The 16,676-nt window shown below is 52.6% G+C and carries 15 protein-coding genes; 10 read left to right on the plus strand and 5 right to left on the minus strand.

Features of this window, described 5'->3' with window-relative positions:
• Positions 1–10: 10 nt before the first annotated feature.
• From LH23_RS24055 to LH23_RS17060, 3 genes are all read right to left on the minus strand, one after another.
• On the minus strand, positions 11–262 hold the full coding sequence (locus LH23_RS24055; RefSeq protein ID WP_231560142.1) for a hypothetical protein: 252 nt from the start codon (positions 260–262) through the stop codon (positions 11–13).
• A gap of 402 nt (positions 263–664) precedes the next feature.
• Positions 665–1,324 carry a TenA family protein gene (locus LH23_RS17055; protein WP_039293703.1) on the minus strand — a complete coding sequence of 220 codons (660 nt, stop codon included), beginning with the start codon at positions 1,322–1,324 and terminating at the stop codon, positions 665–667.
• Positions 1,324–2,169 carry a BtpA/SgcQ family protein gene (locus tag LH23_RS17060; protein ID WP_039293707.1) on the minus strand — a complete coding sequence of 282 codons (846 nt, stop codon included), beginning with the start codon at positions 2,167–2,169 and terminating at the stop codon, positions 1,324–1,326. Before LH23_RS17060 ends, LH23_RS17055 begins: the two co-directional genes overlap by 1 nt.
• 26 nt (positions 2,170–2,195) lie before the next feature.
• Between LH23_RS17060 and LH23_RS17065 the strand changes: the two genes are divergently transcribed.
• Positions 2,196–3,068: a ribokinase gene (locus LH23_RS17065; RefSeq protein WP_039293709.1), complete on the plus strand. Its 873-nt coding sequence runs from the start codon at positions 2,196–2,198 to the stop codon at positions 3,066–3,068.
• 1 nt (position 3,069) lies between these two features.
• Here the strand turns inward: LH23_RS17065 and LH23_RS17070 are convergent, their stop codons facing one another.
• The gene (locus LH23_RS17070) at positions 3,070–4,023 is read right to left on the minus strand and encodes a substrate-binding domain-containing protein (protein WP_039293712.1); all 954 of its coding nucleotides are present in this window, start codon (positions 4,021–4,023) and stop codon (positions 3,070–3,072) included.
• A 343-nt stretch (positions 4,024–4,366) separates the two neighbouring features.
• Here LH23_RS17070 and LH23_RS17075 point away from each other — a divergent pair, with 343 nt between their 5' ends.
• From LH23_RS17075 to LH23_RS17100, 6 genes are all read left to right on the plus strand, one after another.
• A complete protein-coding gene (locus LH23_RS17075) occupies positions 4,367–5,389 on the plus strand; it encodes a LacI family DNA-binding transcriptional regulator (RefSeq protein ID WP_039293716.1) in 1,023 nt (340 codons plus the stop codon).
• Positions 5,390–5,770: 381 nt separating this feature from the next.
• Positions 5,771–6,517: an ATP-binding cassette domain-containing protein gene (locus LH23_RS17080; RefSeq protein WP_172744463.1), complete on the plus strand. Its 747-nt coding sequence runs from the start codon at positions 5,771–5,773 to the stop codon at positions 6,515–6,517.
• Between the two features lie 18 nt (positions 6,518–6,535).
• Complete coding sequence (locus tag LH23_RS17085) at positions 6,536–7,537, plus strand: ABC transporter permease (RefSeq protein ID WP_172744303.1); 1,002 nt, start codon at positions 6,536–6,538, stop codon at positions 7,535–7,537.
• 3 nt (positions 7,538–7,540) lie between these two features.
• Positions 7,541–8,620, plus strand: a complete 1,080-nt coding sequence (locus LH23_RS17090) for a phosphotriesterase family protein (RefSeq protein WP_039293726.1) — start codon at positions 7,541–7,543, stop codon at positions 8,618–8,620.
• A gap of 13 nt (positions 8,621–8,633) precedes the next feature.
• The gene (locus LH23_RS17095; RefSeq protein ID WP_039293729.1) at positions 8,634–9,389 is read left to right on the plus strand and encodes a glutamine amidotransferase; all 756 of its coding nucleotides are present in this window, start codon (positions 8,634–8,636) and stop codon (positions 9,387–9,389) included.
• Positions 9,389–10,501 carry a M20 family metallopeptidase gene (locus LH23_RS17100; protein WP_039293731.1) on the plus strand — a complete coding sequence of 371 codons (1,113 nt, stop codon included), beginning with the start codon at positions 9,389–9,391 and terminating at the stop codon, positions 10,499–10,501. Before LH23_RS17095 ends, LH23_RS17100 begins: the two co-directional genes overlap by 1 nt.
• Positions 10,502–10,707: 206 nt before the next feature.
• On the opposite strand, the gene LH23_RS17105 is transcribed toward LH23_RS17100, so the two are convergent.
• A complete protein-coding gene (locus LH23_RS17105; protein WP_039296825.1) occupies positions 10,708–12,492 on the minus strand; it encodes a sigma-54 interaction domain-containing protein in 1,785 nt (594 codons plus the stop codon).
• Positions 12,493–12,943: 451 nt separating this feature from the next.
• On the opposite strand from LH23_RS17105, the gene ygeW reads away from it, so the two are divergent.
• The 3 genes from ygeW to LH23_RS17120 all read left to right on the plus strand — a co-directional run bounded on the left by ygeW (position 12,944) and on the right by LH23_RS17120 (position 16,637).
• Entirely contained in the window at positions 12,944–14,131 is a 1,188-nt protein-coding gene (ygeW, locus tag LH23_RS17110; protein ID WP_039293734.1) for a knotted carbamoyltransferase YgeW, read from the plus strand.
• A 61-nt stretch (positions 14,132–14,192) separates the two neighbouring features.
• Positions 14,193–15,392 carry a diaminopropionate ammonia-lyase gene (gene dpaL / locus LH23_RS17115; RefSeq protein WP_039293737.1) on the plus strand — a complete coding sequence of 400 codons (1,200 nt, stop codon included), beginning with the start codon at positions 14,193–14,195 and terminating at the stop codon, positions 15,390–15,392.
• A gap of 33 nt (positions 15,393–15,425) precedes the next feature.
• Entirely contained in the window at positions 15,426–16,637 is a 1,212-nt protein-coding gene (locus LH23_RS17120) for a YgeY family selenium metabolism-linked hydrolase (RefSeq protein WP_039293740.1), read from the plus strand.
• The last annotated feature ends 39 nt before the right edge of the window (positions 16,638–16,676 follow it).

The raw sequence follows: 16,676 nt of genomic DNA on the forward strand, positions 1-16,676 counted from the left end.
CCTGCATTCATTAATAAACTTGAAGAACCATCTCCAGGTGCTCCGCCATTTCCTTGAATTTGTCCGCCGACCATGGATGTTTTAAGGTCATTTTTGCTGACTGGAAGGCCTTCAGTGAATCCGCGCTGAGTGGTTGGCTGTCCTTCAGAGCTTCCTCCCAGCTGGAGGGGGATTGAGATGGACGTAGTTTACGACCAATCACATCCTGCAGGATTCTGAGACGGTCAACATCTTTCATCGTGAAGATACCAAATTTTGCCATAGGCATAGCGCACCTCTGCATGAAGTCTGATGTGAAACCATGAGTGAAGCGTACCCAGGACTTGTGAACTGTAGAATAAACATTCCCATCTAGCCACGAATAAACATTAGCATTTAGCCTCCACAACATTGGTGCGCATAATGTATATTATGTTAAATTGAATTTGCACTTCATGGTCCTTTCGCGCAGTCATAGTTATCTGCATATTGTGAATGTTGAGTTACCTCCCTTTTCTTACGTTCGGTGTCCCGCCAACTACTGATTGGATGCCGGCTCTATCCAACATCGGGGTCATCATACTGCCGCCACTCAGCAATATGATGACCCACTCCTGTCACTCATTTAAAAACTGTATTTGATCGCTACCATGTCAGACGAACCGCTACAGGCACCCGCTGTTTGTTATTCGCTTCGTGCCGACTCCTCGTACGCTGCGTGATGAAAATCAATTTCCCACTGCAGAACATCCCCATAAAGCGCCGACAGCGCCTGCTTTTCTTTTTCACTCAGCGCCATGGCGCAGCGATCGAGTTCGTTCTTTAGCCAAAGCGCCTGCTGGTAGAATGCGTCTTCCGCGTGCATCTCCACCCAGCGCCGGATGTCCGCATCGCTCTGGCGATGTTCGCTCACCCGCTTGCACCAGAAGTAGTACATCCATTCTGCACCGAACATCATTGTAACGATCTGCTCATAGCTGCCCTGCTGAGCGGTCAATAACATACCGTCGCGAAAACGCCGCACGCCGGGCAAATCGCCCGGGTACTTAGCCGGATCGATCCGCCGCTCTGATAACACCTGTTCAAACCATGCGATCTGGGTGTCAACCAGGGCATTCAGCACGCCAATCAGCCAGCGCTGCTGCTGAATATCCGGCGCTTTGCTGACCCCGTGGGCAAAAATTGCTATTGCCGTCGCGACAAAGTTGCCTTCAAATACTAGATAACGGTTAAAGACATCAGATGGCAGACGATCCTCTTCGATATCAACCACAAAGCGGTGCTTTTGCATCGCCTGCCACACCGGCTGATGCTCTCTTAGCAGGCGCTCGCTAAACGCTTCCATTATTCCTCCTCGAGCGCGGCCTGGGCGACCGACATAAAATGCTTAACCCGGGCCAGCTCAACATCATTCCACCAGACGCCATCGACCTTCATCGTACTGGCCACAATAACCCCTTGAGTTCGCCCAAGTATCTGGCGCACGTTGCCCGGCGTCACCCCTGAGCCTACCAACAGCGGTAGCTCCGTGGCCGCGCGGATCTCATCAATTTCCTCCATCGTGGCGCTATCCCCCGTACGCTGGCCGGTGGCGATCACCGCATCAGCCTCGAAGAAATCAACATCGCGGGTCAGTTCCTGAATCGAACGGTCGGCCACGATGGCATGACTACCGTGCTTGACGTGGCTGTCGGCAAAAACGCGAATATGCTCGGCGCGAAGCATACTGCGGTAGCGCAGAGCCTTGGCGGCCGCCCCTTCAATAAACCCTTCGTTGGCAATATAGGCGTTGGCCCACTGGTTTACGCGGACGAAATCTGCCCCGCCCGCCAGGGCGACAGCCATAGCCGGGATCGCCGCGTTAGCCAGGACATTAATACCCAGCGGCACGGCAAAACGCTCTCGGACTTTCTCGGTAATCACCGCCATCAGCGCGGAGGTTTCATGCCCGATATCTTCAGGTTTGGAAAAAGGAATATCCCCGTGGTTTTCGATAATAAGGCCATGAACCCCTCCGGAAATATAATTTTCAGCATCACGAAGCGCACGTCCAACAATATCAGAAACTGATTTTCCTCGATATTTTGGTGAGCCAGGAAATGGGTCGCAATGAATAACACCAATGACAGCTTTGTTACGTGAAAAAATAGCTTGTATTGCGTTCGTTTTTTCTGCTGAGATAGCAATCATCTTATCCATCCTATTAAGGAAACACTATGCGTGTTTACGTTGTCGGTAATATTGTCGTAGATGAAACCTGGTCCATTTCGGACATGCCAAAAAAAGGCACTTCAATTCACGGAGTTAAAGTTTCGCAGGATGTCGGCGGCAAAGGCGCGAATCAAGCGATCATATTATCCCGCTGCGGAATCGATACACGTTTAATTGCTGCCACGGGAAATGACAGCAATGGTGAGTGGATTCGTCAGCAGATAAAAAATGAACCGCTGACGCTACTACCCGACGGCCATTTTAATCAACATAGCGACACCTCGATTATTTTAAATAGTGCTGACGGCGACAATGCCATTATTACCACCACAGCTGCGGCTGATACGTTCAGCCTCGATGATATTATTCCGCATATGGCGGAAGCCACTGCGGGCGATATTCTGCTCCAACAAGGCAATTTCTCCCTGGATAAAACGCGGGCACTGTTCCAGTACGCTAAAACCCGCGGTATGACAACGGTATTCAATCCCTCCCCCGTCAACCCTGACTTTTGCCATCTTTGGCCGCTGATCGACATTGCGGTGGTCAATGAATCCGAGGCCGAGCAGCTGCAACCCTATACCGTAAGAAGCTTAGTGGTGACCCAGGGCGCAACAGGCGCCTGGCTTATCCAGGCTGGCCAGCGCCAGTTTTGCCCCGCCTTCCCTGCCGAGGCGCTGGATACCACCGGTGCAGGCGACACCTTCCTCGCGGTTATGCTGGCATCGACGATCCTGCGCGGTGTTGCGCCGGATGCGCTGGCGCTGACTCACGCCAGCAAAGCCGCTGCCATCACCGTCAGCCGCCGTGGAACGCTCAGTGCGTTTCCCGACGGCCACGAACTTACCGCCCTGTTAGCCTTGAAGGGCGAACATTGACCTACTTGAACAGCGAACGATAGGTATCTACGTTCGCTTTGGTGACAACCGTGGCCGGAACCAGAATGGTTTTCGGTACGGTTTTACCCGAGGTGATCGTGTTCAGTGCCTTCAGAGCTTCAGCCCCCATCTTTTCCGGATCCTGCTGCAAAACGGCGGTGACGTAACCACCGTCGATACCCGAAATGGCCTTCGCGGTCAGATCCCAGCCAAAGACTTTAATATCCTTCTGGCGCCCCTGGTTTTCCACGGCGGCAATGGCGCCCAGCAAAGCGGGTTCGCCAGTGGCATAAATCACCGTCAGATCGGGGTTACCGGTAATCAGGTTTTCGGCCGCGATCATGGCTTTATCCTGCACGTTTTGGCCGTCGACAACGTCGGCGATGGTGATTTTCGGATTGCTTTTCAGCGTCTCTTCAAATCCTTTCTGCCGCTGGTTCTGAATGGCCGAATTCAGCGCACCAACAATACCCAACCGTGCCTTGCCGCCCATTTCTTTCTGCACATAGTCCACGAAGTATTTACCAATGATTTTACCACCCTCAATATTATCAACGCCGACCTGAGCCGCCTGCGGCCCGGCCGGTAATACGGCATCAATCGCAATGACAGGAATTTTTGCAGCGGCAGCTTCTTTTATCGCAGGCATAATGCCGTTAACGTCGATAGCATCTACCAGAATGCCTTTAACACCTTGTTGAATATAATTTTCTATCGCATCGTTCTGAGCCACAGGATTATCATTAGAGTTAAAAATCACTAAATCCTTGCCACTGGATTTGGCCGCATCCTGCGCACCTTTATTCATCAGGTTAAAGAACAGAGCCTGTTGGTTAATTTGTACCAGCGCATAGGTTGGAGCAGCGGCGCTGGCGGCAGAAATAAAACCGATTGATGCCAGCATCGTCGTTGCTACAGCAATAGAACGCAGTTTTCCGGTGTTAAATAACATCATCATTATCCTCTTCGGGAATAGTTTATAGCCAGCAGAGTTCCGCGCCGTATGTGAACGCAGAAGAGTTATTTTTTGGCGGGCAAATATCGACGATATGGCCAGAACAGTCATCGACGTTCGGCGGAGACCTGCTTAATTTCATTCCGGCAACCGGTCCGTATCGGTGCTCGACTGGAATGACTTAAACGGGTTTGGGAATGATTTCCCGGATGATGCGGTAAACTGCCTATACAATTCTCCGCAGATTAAATTTTGTCAAGAATTTATTTCTGCTTGTGGTGAGCAGAGAAATCGCTGTATCCAACCCGATTAACTATGTTACAGATAACCGATTCTGGGAGTAATGGCGCAAGCAATGAGCATAAAACGCGTATTGTTATCCGATGTGGCAAAGCTGGCGGGGCTGTCGAAGTCGACACTATCGCGTTATATGAACAACAGTATTGTGCTGCCGCAGGACACCATTGACCGTATCGAAACCGCCATTCGCGAGCTGGACTATCGTGGCAATAGCCTGGCCCGTCGCCTTAGCAAAGGTGGCAGCGAAACGCTTGGCCTGGTGCTGCCCGATATTACCAACCCCTTCTTTGCTGAACTGGCCGACGCCGCCGAAGAAGCCGCTTCTGCCAGCGGTTTCAGCCTGGTGCTGTGTATCACCCGTAACAATCCTGAAAAAGAGTGCCAGTTCATCCGCTGGCTGGATACCTGTCAGGTCGACGGCCTGCTGTTCACCACCAACCGCCCCGACAACGGCCTGCTGCGCAAAGAGCTCCAGCGCCACGAACGCATTGTCTTGCTGGATGAGGATATTCCCGGCAGTAAGGTACCGAAAGTGTTTGCCGATAACGTCCAGGGCGGGCGGATCGCCACCGAACAACTGATAGCCGCCGGGCATCGCCATATCGCTTTCGTCGGTGGCCCGGATCAGTTGATGAGCGTCCGCGAGCGTTATCAGGGATTCTGCACCGCAATGGAACAGGCTGACCTGAACTGGCCGCCCGAATGGGTTATTTACGGAGATTACCACCGCGAGTTTGGCCAACAGGCGTTGCAGTACCTGTTCAGCCAGCCGGCTCCCCCGACCGCCGTATTTGCCGCCAGCGACTATCTGGTGCTCGGTCTGTTGGACGGCCTGCGCACTCTCGGACTTCAGGCGCCAGAGGCGCTATCGTTGGTCGGCTTCGATGACGCCAACTACGCCGATTTTACCCAGCCGAGGATTTCGACTATCCGACAGCCCGCCCGGGAGCTGGGCCGCACCGCGGTGAACATCATGATGCGCCTGCTGAACAACGATCATGACATCCCGGCGGAAACCCGCCTGCCGGTGGAATGGATTGGTCGCGACTCGATCAAGAAGCGTTAAGCACGTTCCAAAATGGCGCAAATAGCGCCCAGTTTTGGCGCAAAAAACGTTCAACTCACAATTCTGTCACCACGAATGGTAAACCGGTTTACCGATGCTGTGAAGAATAAATTCTAGTTAATACATATTGCTAAGTGAAGTTGATGCCGTGTTGTTCCTGCCCTGGCACGGATGCTGCAATGTTCCTCCTGGCGAACAAATATCATACATAGCGTTTGTCCTGACTGTACTGGCGAGTGCTCTTTTCCACAGGTAAACCGGTTTACTAGAATGTAAACCGTGTCGGATAGAGCCTCTCCCACAGGAGGGCGAACATTTCCCTGCCACAGCGATGGGAGTTATCAGATGCAGCAGCCACACACTACCCCGGCAAGGGTGGAAATGATCAATATCACCAAGACCTACGGGTCGATACGCTCACTGCGCGGAGTCAACCTTGCGCTCGCCCCAGGCGAGGTGCTGGGCTTAGTCGGTGATAACGGCGCGGGAAAATCCACCTTAACCAAAGTGCTCTCTGGCGCGGTTATCCCCTCCAGCGGCACGATCCGTATCGACGGTGAACAGCAGCAGTTTACCGATCCGGCCGATTCACGCCGCTGCCATATCGAGATGGTGTATCAGGATCTGTCGCTGTGCGACACGGTCGACGTCGCGGGCAATCTGTTTATGGGCCGCGAGCCGATGAAATCGGTCCTGGGTATCCCCTTCCTCGATGAAGGCAAAATGCACGCCGACGCCAGGGAGATGCTTAAAGGACTTGGGATCTCCATTCCTGATACCCGACTGCTGGTTCGAAATCTCTCCGGCGGCCAGCGCCAGGCTATTGCCATCGCGCGCGCGGCGGCCTTTGACCCGAAAGTGCTGATCATGGATGAACCCACCGCCGCGCTGGCCGTCGCGGAAGTCGAAGCGGTTCTCGAACTCATCCGCCGTGTTTCCGCCCGCGGGGTGAGCGTGATTCTGATTACCCACCGCCTGCAGGATCTGTTCCTGGTCTGTGACCGGATCATGGTGATGTATGAAGGTACCAACGTCGCCGACAGACGGGTGGCCGACACCAGCCTGAGCGATATTGTTAACCTGATTGTGGGCGAAAAATTCACCGCCCACTCTGCGGCTGCACATTGAGGTAACAGGATGAGTATCATGAACTTAAGCAGCTCCCGCATGATCCAACATTCGCTGCCGCGCCGCCTGCTGCATAACCACTCAGGCGTAGTCAGCATTGCGCTCTTTTTCGTCTTCTGCTGCGTGGTGTTTTCGCTGATCACCAGCAACTTTCTCACTGGCACCAACTGGCTGAATATTATCCGTCAGAGCGCCCCGCTGCTAATAGTCGCAACGGCAATGACCCTGGTCATTACCACAGGCGGTATCGATCTGTCAGTGGGCTCTACCCTTGCGCTGGTCGGCGCGCTTTCGGCAATCGCCCTTAATAACTGGGGGCTGCCGTGGCCGGTGGTCATGCTCGGTGGCCTTTTGCTTGGCGGGTTCGTGGGCGCAATCAACGGCTTTTTTATTGCCTATGAAGGCATTCCGGCGTTTATTGTCACGCTTGCTACCCTCGCCGTGGTTCGCGGCATCGCGCTCCTGGTCACCCAGGGCTATTCGATTCCGATCCCGGCTGACAGCCTGTTTACCTTTATAGGACGCGCGTGGGTAGTCGGTATTCCCATGCCTGCACTGATCGGCATTTTATGCCTGGTTAGCGGACATATCGTACTCAATCATATGCGCTTTGGCCGCTACGTGACCGCTATCGGCGCTAATGCCGAAGGGGCACGGCGCAGCGGCATTAACACCCGAGCGGTCACCATGAAGGTCTATATCATCAGCGGAATGGCTGCCGCCCTGGCGGGGATGATCATTACCGCACGCCTCGGCAGCGGCTCTTCCAACCAGGGTGAAGGCTTTGAGCTGCAGGTAATAGCGGCCGTTGTGCTTGGCAGTACCAGCCTGTTTGGCGGCTTCGGCACCATTATTGGCACGCTGCTGGGCGCGCTGTCGATTGCGGTCATTCAGAACGGGCTGATCCTGTCGCATATTTCGCCGTTTTACACCCAGATAGCCACCGGCACCATTATCCTGCTGGCTATCTGGCTGAACACCCGCATTCTCAACCCGACCCGCTCCACGGCGAAAGGATAGTTGATGAAAGGATCAATTTTTCGTCACCCTTCCCCGCTGCCGCTTGGCGTCAGGAGCGGTTACGTGATGACGGTGCTTGGCCCGCTGCCGGTTAACGAAATGGGCGTGACCCTGATGCATGAGCATATTCTGCTGGATGCTTCCGGCAAATGGGTGCCGCCCTGCTGCTGTAGCGATCGCCATCTTGCCGAACTGCCTGTGAAAATGGAGAACCTCGGCGAACTGTCGCTTAATCCGCTGATGAGTCGCGATAACTGCCAGCTGTTTGATGTCGATGTTGCTATTGACGAGCTGATGAAATATCGAGCCCTTGGCGGAGAAACGGTGGTTGACCCGACTAATATCGGTATTGGCCGCGACCCCAAAGCGCTGGCGCGCATCGCGCGTCTGACCGGTCTGAACATTATTATGGGGACTGGCCTCTATCTCGAACCTTCGCACCCTGAGTGGGTAAAAAAAAGCAGCGTCGAACAGCTGACCGAGCGGCTGATGTACGATCTTGGCGGCGCGGAAAATAAACCAGAGGTGCTCGCCGGGCTCATCGGCGAAATCGGTATCTCAAGTCGATTTACGCCAGATGAAGAGAAATCCCTGCGCGCTGCGGGTCGGGCCAGTGCCGCGACAGGTGTGCCGATCGAAGTTCATCTGCCCGGCTGGGAGCGACTGGGGCATCGGGTGCTGGATATTCTCGAACAGGAAGGCGCCGATTTACGCCATACCGTGCTTTGCCATATGAATCCCAGCTTTGCCGATAAGCGCTACCAGCGCGAACTGGCCCAGCGCGGGGCGTTTCTCGAATACGACATGATCGGCATGAGCTATTACTACGCTGACGAGTCGGCACAGTCCCCCTCAGACGAGGAGAACGCCCGCGCGATTCGTGAGCTGATTGACGACGGCTATATCCAGCACATTCTGCTGTCGCAGGACGTCTTCCTGAAAACCATGCTCACCCGGTACGGCGGTCACGGCTACGGCTACATACTCAAACATTTTGTTCCGCGTCTGCGGCGCCACGGCATCAGCGGCGAGCAGCTTGAAACCTTAATGATTGGAAATCCCCAACGCGTCTTTGGCGGATAAAAGGAAAATCATAATGAAGAAAAAAGTCTTACTGGTCGGTGAATCCTGGACCAGCACGTCAACTCACGTTAAAGGTTTCGACCAGTTTGCCACCGCCACCTGGCACACCGGCGCAACGGATTTTTTGGCCGCGCTGGCGGATAGTCCCTACGCCGTGACCTATATGCCCGCCCACGCGGCGGCGACAGATTTTCCGCTGACGCTGGAAGCGCTGCAGCAGTGGGATGCGATTATTCTCTCGGACATTGGCGCCAACACGCTGCTGCTGCATCCGGATACCTGGCTGAAAAGCCGTCGAACCGCCAACCGTCTGACGCTTCTGCATGACTACGTGGCCGGCGGCGGCTCGCTGATGATGATTGGCGGATATTACAGCTTCCAGGGCATTAACGGCGGTGCACGCTATCGCCATACTGCAGTTGAGACTGTTTTGCCAGTCCGCTGTCTGGCATGGGACGACCGTATTGAAACCCCGGAGGGTTGCTATCCAGAAGTGACGGAACCCCACAGCGTGTTTAACGATATTCCAGGCGAATGGCCGTGGCTGCTAGGCTATAACGAAGTTGAAATGCATCCGGAAGGTAAACTGCTGGCAACAGTCGCGGGTACCGGTCATCCGCTGCTGGCTATTCGCGAATATCTTCATGGCCGCTCGCTGGTGTGGACCAGCGATATGTCGGCACACTGGCTGCCGGAAGAGTTTGTTCGATGGCCCGGCTATCGCCAGCTATGGATTAACTGCCTTGACTGGTTGACGGAACATCGCTGATGGTCACCACCCTGCACCTGGCCCGGCAACTGCTGGGCTTCAACACCATTAACCCGCCTGGCAGCGAAGCAGATTGCATGCGATTCTTTGCCAGCTGGCTTGGCGATAACGGTTTTGACGTTTCGCTGTCATCGTTCGGCGAGGGGCGCTGCAATCTTATCGCCCGGCTGCCCGGAGCGAAGGCCGGTAAACCGCTGGCCTTCACCGGACATCTGGATACCGTTCCGCTGGGAAATAACCGGTGGCAGTACGATCCTTTCGGCTCGCAGATTGAAGACGGGCGTCTTTATGGCCGCGGATCCAGCGATATGAAAGCGGCAATAGCCGCGTTTGCCGTGGCCTGCGTTAAGCTGCGGGAAACAATCCTCGCCGGACGCGGCGCGTTATTGCTAATTACCGGCGGTGAAGAAACCGGCTGCGACGGTGCACGGGCACTGATTGACTCCACGCAGTTGCCCGACGTGGGCGCGCTTATTGTCGGTGAGCCCACCGCCAACTATCCGGTTATCGGCCATAAAGGCGCCCTCTGGCTACGCTGTGAGACTCGGGGGAAAACCGCCCACGGCGCGATGCCGGAGCTGGGCATTAATGCTATCTATCTGGCGGCGGATGCGCTGGGTAAAATCCAACATTTTTCGCCGGGCGCGCCGCATCCACTGATGAAGCAGCCCACGGTGAGTGTCGGATGTATTCACGGCGGGCTAAATATAAATTCCGTGCCGGACCACACGCATTTCGATGTTGATATCCGTAGCGCGCCCAATTTACAGCACGCCATCATCCGCCAGCGGTTGACTTCGCTGCTTGGCGAGAGCGTCACGGTGTCGACGCTAGTCGATCTGCCCGCAGTACTCAGCGAGCAAGAGCACGCGTGGATAAAACAGGTTTATCAACGCTGCCAGCCGCTGCATGCCACGCCGCTTGAGTCTCGCGTAGTGCCATACTTTACCGACGCTTCTCTGTTGCTGCCTGCGCTTGGAAACCCGCCCTGTATGATTCTCGGCCCCGGCGAGCCGTCTATGGCTCATCAAACCGACGAGTATTGTCTGCTCAGTCGGCTGGAGGAGGCCGAGCAGCTGTATGGGGAGATTATTCACGACTGGATGGCGTGAACCGATCGCGATAAATGCGAAATATGAGTGACAACGTCACTTAAAACCGATACTGCGCGATCAATCCGCCACCAGCGCCGGATATTTTAGCCGTGCTATGATGCATCAGGATTCACGTACGGTGTACAGAATCATGGCCAATAAATCCCCATCTATTTTGATGATATCGGACATCATACGTTTACCGCTCAGCTTTTGGGTTGGGTTTATACGACGCTAAGATCGTATTTTTTTATCTTGCGGTACAGCGTAGCAATCCCAATGCCTAACTCGTCTGCCGCTTGCTTTTTATTGCTATAGCGGGTTAAGGCATCGCGGATCATCTGCCGCTCCATCTCCTCCAGCCCGGTGACGCCCTCTTCTTCTGTTCCAGCCTTAACGTGGGAAACTGATGTTACCGGTTCGCTGCCCCCATTCAGTTTTCCACTATTGATCAAGTTTGGTGGTAACAAAGATACATCGATCACTTCGCCAGACGGCACGACATTCACTAAATACTCCATCAGGTTACTCAATTCTCGGATATTACCAGGCCACCGATAATCTTTTAATAGCGTAATCACTTCAGGGGAAACACCAGGGTAAACCAGCTCAAGCCTCCGGGTATGTAGATGAAGAAAATAATGAATAAGTAGCTCAATATCATCTTGCCGCTCGCGCAGCGGTGGTAACCGCAGAGGAATAACATTCAAACGATAGTAGAGATCTTCCCGAAACTTGCCGTCAGCGATGAACCGATCAAGATTTTGGTTTGTGGCAGAAATAATTCGAATATCAACCGGTACGGGATGACTTGCGCCTACGGGTTGGATTTCACGAGATTCAATAGCCCGCAGCAGTTTGGCCTGAAGCGTTAACGGCATGTCACCAATTTCATCGAGAAACAAAGTTCCGTTATTGGCTGCCTGAAGTAACCCGATTTTACCGTTGGTTGATGCCCCGGTAAACGCTCCTTTGACGTAACCAAATAACTCGCTCTCCAATAGTTGCTCTGGAATTGCCGCACAGTTAATAGCGATAAAAGGTTTGTCTTTACGGTCACTTAGCTTATGTATTGCCCTGGCGACAACTTCTTTCCCGGTACCGCTTTCTCCTGAAATCATCACGCTAGAGGGACTTGGTGCTATGCGGCTAATCAGCTTTTTCAATTGCCGCATAGGCCGACATTCCCCCACCATCTGTTCAATTTGTGGCCCGTCCTGCTGTGGTGAAAAATCTGCAGAAGAATGTGACTGGTGAAATGCCATCAGAAAAAACCACTGATCCTGAATAGCGTGCAGTTGACCAATGATGAGCTCTTTTTCTCCGTCAATGGCAATAACGTGTTGCATATGCCCACGAATAAAATTCTGCGCAAACGTCAGAGGCTGAAAATTAATGGTTTTGCCGATAATACTTCCCTGATTTGCGCCAAGAATTTTCAATGCAGCCTGATTAACATACTTAATACTTTGTTCCTGACTAACAACAATCACGCCCTGATCCATATGTTCAAGCATCGTTAAAAACATTTTATGAATGTTATCACTGCCGCGTTGATCTTCCAGGAGTCGCGAAACAAATATAGAAGAGACATGACGCACGTAATCGGAAAATTCGGTAATGTTATCGTTTATTCTTTCTTGCTGATCGCAGGTGACTGCGATCAAACTAATTACGCCCACGCATTGTTCTTGATAAATAATAGGTGTGCCGAGAAAAGCTTTTTCTTTACAAGTTTCTTTACTCTCACACCCTTTACACAGTGGGTCAAAACGTGAGTGGGCGACCACCTTCTCCTTTTTTGTTTCAATAATGTAACGAAGAAGTCTGGAGTCTTTATTTAATTTTCGCCCAAGAAACTTTCCGTAAGTACCCGTACCGGCAACCCGGCACAGCGCATTGTCGACAATTTCAACCTCAAGCTGAAGCACACTTGAAAGCATGCGGGCAAATCGTTGAATAGTAGGTTGAATGTGCATCAAAATGGAGGGACTCTTCGAAGGTATCATCATATCACTCGCTGAAAGCATTACCGGGCGAACAACCGCGCCGGGGATTCTTTGAATGATACTACCCCAGCCCCTGACAATAATTGATGCAGGCACATTCTCTTTTTCATCCTTTGGGGAAATATGGAATTGATATCACATTTTCATATCAACATGATAATTGAGAGTGAAATTTATCAATTTGACACATTTCTCACCGGGAACTTCTCCCTCCTCTCCACCAGTGATATGAAATCAATTACACAGCGAGTTGAATGATTGAAATTACGGCTGATAATTTCATTTTATTCGTTTAATTTCGTGATTTGCCTCTCATATTTCTGCCATTTGTTTATTCAAAACAGAATGAGTGTGAAATTGGCATGCTTATTGTTAGTTGAATTACAACGCCGGTATCCCGGAACTGCCACCAGTCATCAATAAGCTGCCACTTACAACCAGGATTGAAAGAATGAAAACAGTTAACGAACTGATTAAGGATATCAACAAACTTAATTCCAGCCTGCATGAGAAAGATTTTTTGCTAACATGGGAACAAACCCCTGACGAACTGAAACAAGTTCTGGATGTCGCTGAAGCCTTAAAAACCCTGCGCGCCGAAAATATCGCCACCAAAGTGTTCAACAGTGGTTTAGGTATCTCCGTTTTCCGCGATAACTCCACCCGTACCCGTTTCTCTTACGCCTCAGCACTTAATCTCTTAGGGCTGGCACAACAGGATTTAGACGAAGGAAAATCACAGATTGCTCACGGCGAAACGGTACGTGAAACCGCCAATATGATTTCCTTCTGCGCCGACGCCATTGGGATTCGTGATGATATGTTCCTGGGCGCCGGTAATGCCTATATGCGCGAAGTGGGTGACGCGCTGGATGATGGTCATAAACAAGGCGTTCTGCCCCAGCGTCCTGCGCTGATTAACTTACAGTGCGATATCGACCACCCTACCCAATCTATGGCCGACCTTGCCTGGCTACGTGAACATTTCGGCTCATTGGACAACCTCAAAGGCAAAAAAATCGCTATGACCTGGGCATATTCACCCAGCTACGGTAAGCCGCTTTCCGTGCCGCAGGGCATTATCGGCTTGATGACTCGTTTTGGCATGGATGTCACTTTAGCGCATCCGGAAGGTTATGACCTGATCCCGGATGTGATTGAAGTGGCTAAAAACAATGCTAAAGCTTCCGGTGGCAGCTTCCGTCAGGTGACCGATATGGCCGAAGCCTTCAAAGATGCGGATATCGTCTACCCGAAATCCTGGGCACCTTATCAGGTGATGGAGCAGCGCACAGCGCTGCTTCGTGCCAACGATCATGATGGCCTTAAAGCACTCGAAAAAGCCTGCCTGGCGCAAAACGCCCAGCATAAAAACTGGCACTGCACCGAAGAGATGATGGCAGAAACGCACAACGGTGAAGCCCTTTATATGCACTGCCTGCCAGCCGACATTACCGGCGTTTCTTGCGATGAAGGTGAAGTAGAAGATGCCGTGTTTGAAAAATACCGTATCGCAACCTACAAAGAAGCAAGCTGGAAGCCGTACATCATCGCCGCCATGATCCTCTGCCGTAAATATGCCCGCCCCGGACAACTGCTCGAAGCGCTGCTCAATGACGCGCAGAAACGCATTAAATAACTTTTCTGGCTGGCCTACGGGCCAGCATTACCTGCGCCATCATGACGAATAAGGACAGAGTATGTCTGCTTTCTCACTGAAAATGGATATTGCCGATAACCGGTTTTTCACAGGTGAAACCTCGCCGCTGTTTTCACGTAAACAAGCGCAACAGGCACGGCATTTCCATCAAAAAATAGTCGGTTATAAACCAACTCCGCTGTATGCCTTGAACGAACTGGCCGCGCTGTTTGGCGTGCGAAAGATTCTGGTTAAAGACGAGTCACAACGCTTTGATCTGAACGCTTTCAAAATGCTTGGTGGCTCCTTCGCTATCGCTCAACTGCTGTGTGAAAAGTATCAGCTAAATATCGATGACCTGTCGCTTGACGAGCTGAAAACGCGCATCAGCGAAAAGATGACCTTTGCCACTACAACCGATGGAAACCACGGGCGTGGCGTCGCATGGGCAGCAAGGCAGCTTGGGCAAAATGCGGTGGTGTATATGCCCAAAGGATCGGCCCAGGAACGTGTTGACGCCATTCTGCGTCTCGGCGCTGAGTGTATCGTCACCGACATGAACTACGACGATACCGTGCGTTTCACGATGCAAACCGCGCAGAAAAACGGCTGGGAAGTCGTGCAGGATACGGCCTGGGATGGCTATACCAAAATTCCAACCTGGATAATGCAGGGCTACACCACGCTAGCCGACGAAGCCGTTGAACAAATGGCGTCAATGGGGATAGCCCGCCCCACCCACGTGTTCTTACAGGCGGGTGTGGGCGCTATGGCAGGCGGTGTGCTGGGCTATTTGGCTGATGTCTATGGTGCCAGCAACTTGCATTCAGTGATTGTTGAACCGGAACTGGCCGACTGTATTTATCGCTCAGGCGTTAAAGGCCAGATAGTTAATGTCGGCGGCGAGATGGCCACCATCATGGCCGGTCTGGCCTGTGGCGAGCCAAACCCACTCGGTTGGGAACTGCTGCGCAATTGTTCTACGCAGTTTATCTCTTGCCAGGATGCTGTCGCTGCGCTTGGGATGCGCGTGCTGGGCAATCCAATAGGCCACGACCCTCGCATTATTTCCGGTGAATCTGGCGCCGTCGGTCTCGGGACGCTGGCTGCCATTCACTACCACCCTCAGCGAGAAGCGCTAATGAACAAACTGCAGTTGGAGAGCGATTCTGTCGTGCTGGTGATCAGCACCGAAGGCGACACCGACGTGAAGCACTATCGGGAAGTCGTTTGGGCAGGCAAGCACCCGGCCGCATTGTAATGCATAACAAATTCAGAAAAGGAGAACACATTCATGGCTAAACATATTCCGTTTAAACTGATTCTTGAAAAAGCCAATCACTACCAGCAGGACATGACCCGCTTCCTGCGCGACATGATTGCTATCCCGAGCGAAAGCAGCGACGAAAAACGCGTCGTTCACCGTATAAAAGAAGAGATGGAGAAAGTCGGTTTCGACAAGGTAGAAATTGACCCAATGGGCAATGTTCTGGGGTATATCGGCCACGGCCCACGCCTGGTGGCAATGGATGCGCATATTGACACAGTGGGTATTGGTAACATTAAAAACTGGAGTTTTGACCCGTATCAAGGGATGGAAACCGAAGAACTGATCGGGGGGCGTGGCGCGTCTGACCAGGAAGGTGGTATGGCCTCCATGGTTTATGCAGGAAAAATCATCAAAGATCTCGGTCTGGAAGACGAATATACGCTGCTGGTAACCGGCACAGTGCAAGAAGAAGACTGCGACGGTCTGTGCTGGCAGTACATCATTGAACAGTCGGGTATCCGCCCAGAATTTGTGGTCAGTACCGAACCCACCGACTGCCAAATCTATCGCGGCCATCGTGGTCGTATGGAAATTCGTGTCGATGTGCAAGGCGTTAGCTGCCATGGCTCTGCGCCAGAACGCGGTGATAACGCCATTTTCAAAATGGGCCCAATCCTCAATGAATTGCAGGATCTTTCACACAAACTAGGCAATGACGAGTTCCTTGGCAAAGGTACACTCACCGTTTCCGAAATTTTCTTCACCTCCCCTAGCCGATGCGCGGTTGCTGACAGCTGTGCGGTATCTATCGACCGTCGTCTGACTTGGGGCGAGACATGGGAAGGCGCGCTGGATGAAATACGCGCCCTGCCGGCGGTACAAAACGCCGGAGCCGTCGTGTCAATGTATCACTACGATCGCCCGTCATGGACGGGACTTGTATACCCAACCGAATGCTACTTCCCAACCTGGAAAGTTGAAGAAAACCACTTCACTGTCCGTGCGTTGAGCAATGCCTATGAAGGACTCTTTGGCAAGGCGCCCGTGGTTGATAAGTGGACGTTCTCCACTAACGGCGTATCTATCATGGGCCGCCACGGTATTCCGGTCATCGGTTTTGGCCCAGGCAAAGAGCCTGAAGCCCACGCGCCAAATGAAAAAACCTGGAAATCACATCTGGTGACCTGCGCTGCGATGTATGCCTCTATTCCGCTAAGCTGGCTGGCAACCGAGTAATCCTGACCCGTCATTCCTCCCGTCGTTTGCGGCGGGAGT

The sequence above is a fragment of the Cedecea neteri genome (assembly GCF_000758305.1).
In the GTDB taxonomy this organism is placed as follows: domain Bacteria; phylum Pseudomonadota; class Gammaproteobacteria; order Enterobacterales; family Enterobacteriaceae; genus Cedecea; species Cedecea neteri_C.

Excerpts from the sequence above, each read along its gene's own strand:
- LH23_RS24055 (WP_231560142.1), bottom strand. The coding sequence starts at position 262 with ATGGCAAAATTTGGTATCTTCACGATGAAAGATGTTGACCGTCTCAGA.
- LH23_RS17055 (WP_039293703.1), bottom strand. The coding sequence starts at position 1,324 with ATGGAAGCGTTTAGCGAGCGCCTGCTAAGAGAGCATCAGCCGGTGTGG.
- LH23_RS17060 (WP_039293707.1), bottom strand. The coding sequence starts at position 2,169 with ATGATTGCTATCTCAGCAGAAAAAACGAACGCAATACAAGCTATTTTT.
- LH23_RS17065 (WP_039293709.1), top strand. The coding sequence starts at position 2,196 with ATGCGTGTTTACGTTGTCGGTAATATTGTCGTAGATGAAACCTGGTCC.
- LH23_RS17070 (WP_039293712.1), bottom strand. The coding sequence starts at position 4,023 with ATGATGTTATTTAACACCGGAAAACTGCGTTCTATTGCTGTAGCAACG.
- LH23_RS17075 (WP_039293716.1), top strand. The coding sequence starts at position 4,367 with ATGGCGCAAGCAATGAGCATAAAACGCGTATTGTTATCCGATGTGGCA.
- LH23_RS17080 (WP_172744463.1), top strand. The coding sequence starts at position 5,771 with ATGATCAATATCACCAAGACCTACGGGTCGATACGCTCACTGCGCGGA.
- LH23_RS17085 (WP_172744303.1), top strand. The coding sequence starts at position 6,536 with ATGAACTTAAGCAGCTCCCGCATGATCCAACATTCGCTGCCGCGCCGC.
- LH23_RS17090 (WP_039293726.1), top strand. The coding sequence starts at position 7,541 with ATGAAAGGATCAATTTTTCGTCACCCTTCCCCGCTGCCGCTTGGCGTC.
- LH23_RS17095 (WP_039293729.1), top strand. The coding sequence starts at position 8,634 with ATGAAGAAAAAAGTCTTACTGGTCGGTGAATCCTGGACCAGCACGTCA.
- LH23_RS17100 (WP_039293731.1), top strand. The coding sequence starts at position 9,389 with ATGGTCACCACCCTGCACCTGGCCCGGCAACTGCTGGGCTTCAACACC.
- LH23_RS17105 (WP_039296825.1), bottom strand. The coding sequence starts at position 12,492 with ATGATACCTTCGAAGAGTCCCTCCATTTTGATGCACATTCAACCTACT.
- ygeW (WP_039293734.1), top strand. The coding sequence starts at position 12,944 with ATGAAAACAGTTAACGAACTGATTAAGGATATCAACAAACTTAATTCC.
- dpaL (WP_039293737.1), top strand. The coding sequence starts at position 14,193 with ATGTCTGCTTTCTCACTGAAAATGGATATTGCCGATAACCGGTTTTTC.
- LH23_RS17120 (WP_039293740.1), top strand. The coding sequence starts at position 15,426 with ATGGCTAAACATATTCCGTTTAAACTGATTCTTGAAAAAGCCAATCAC.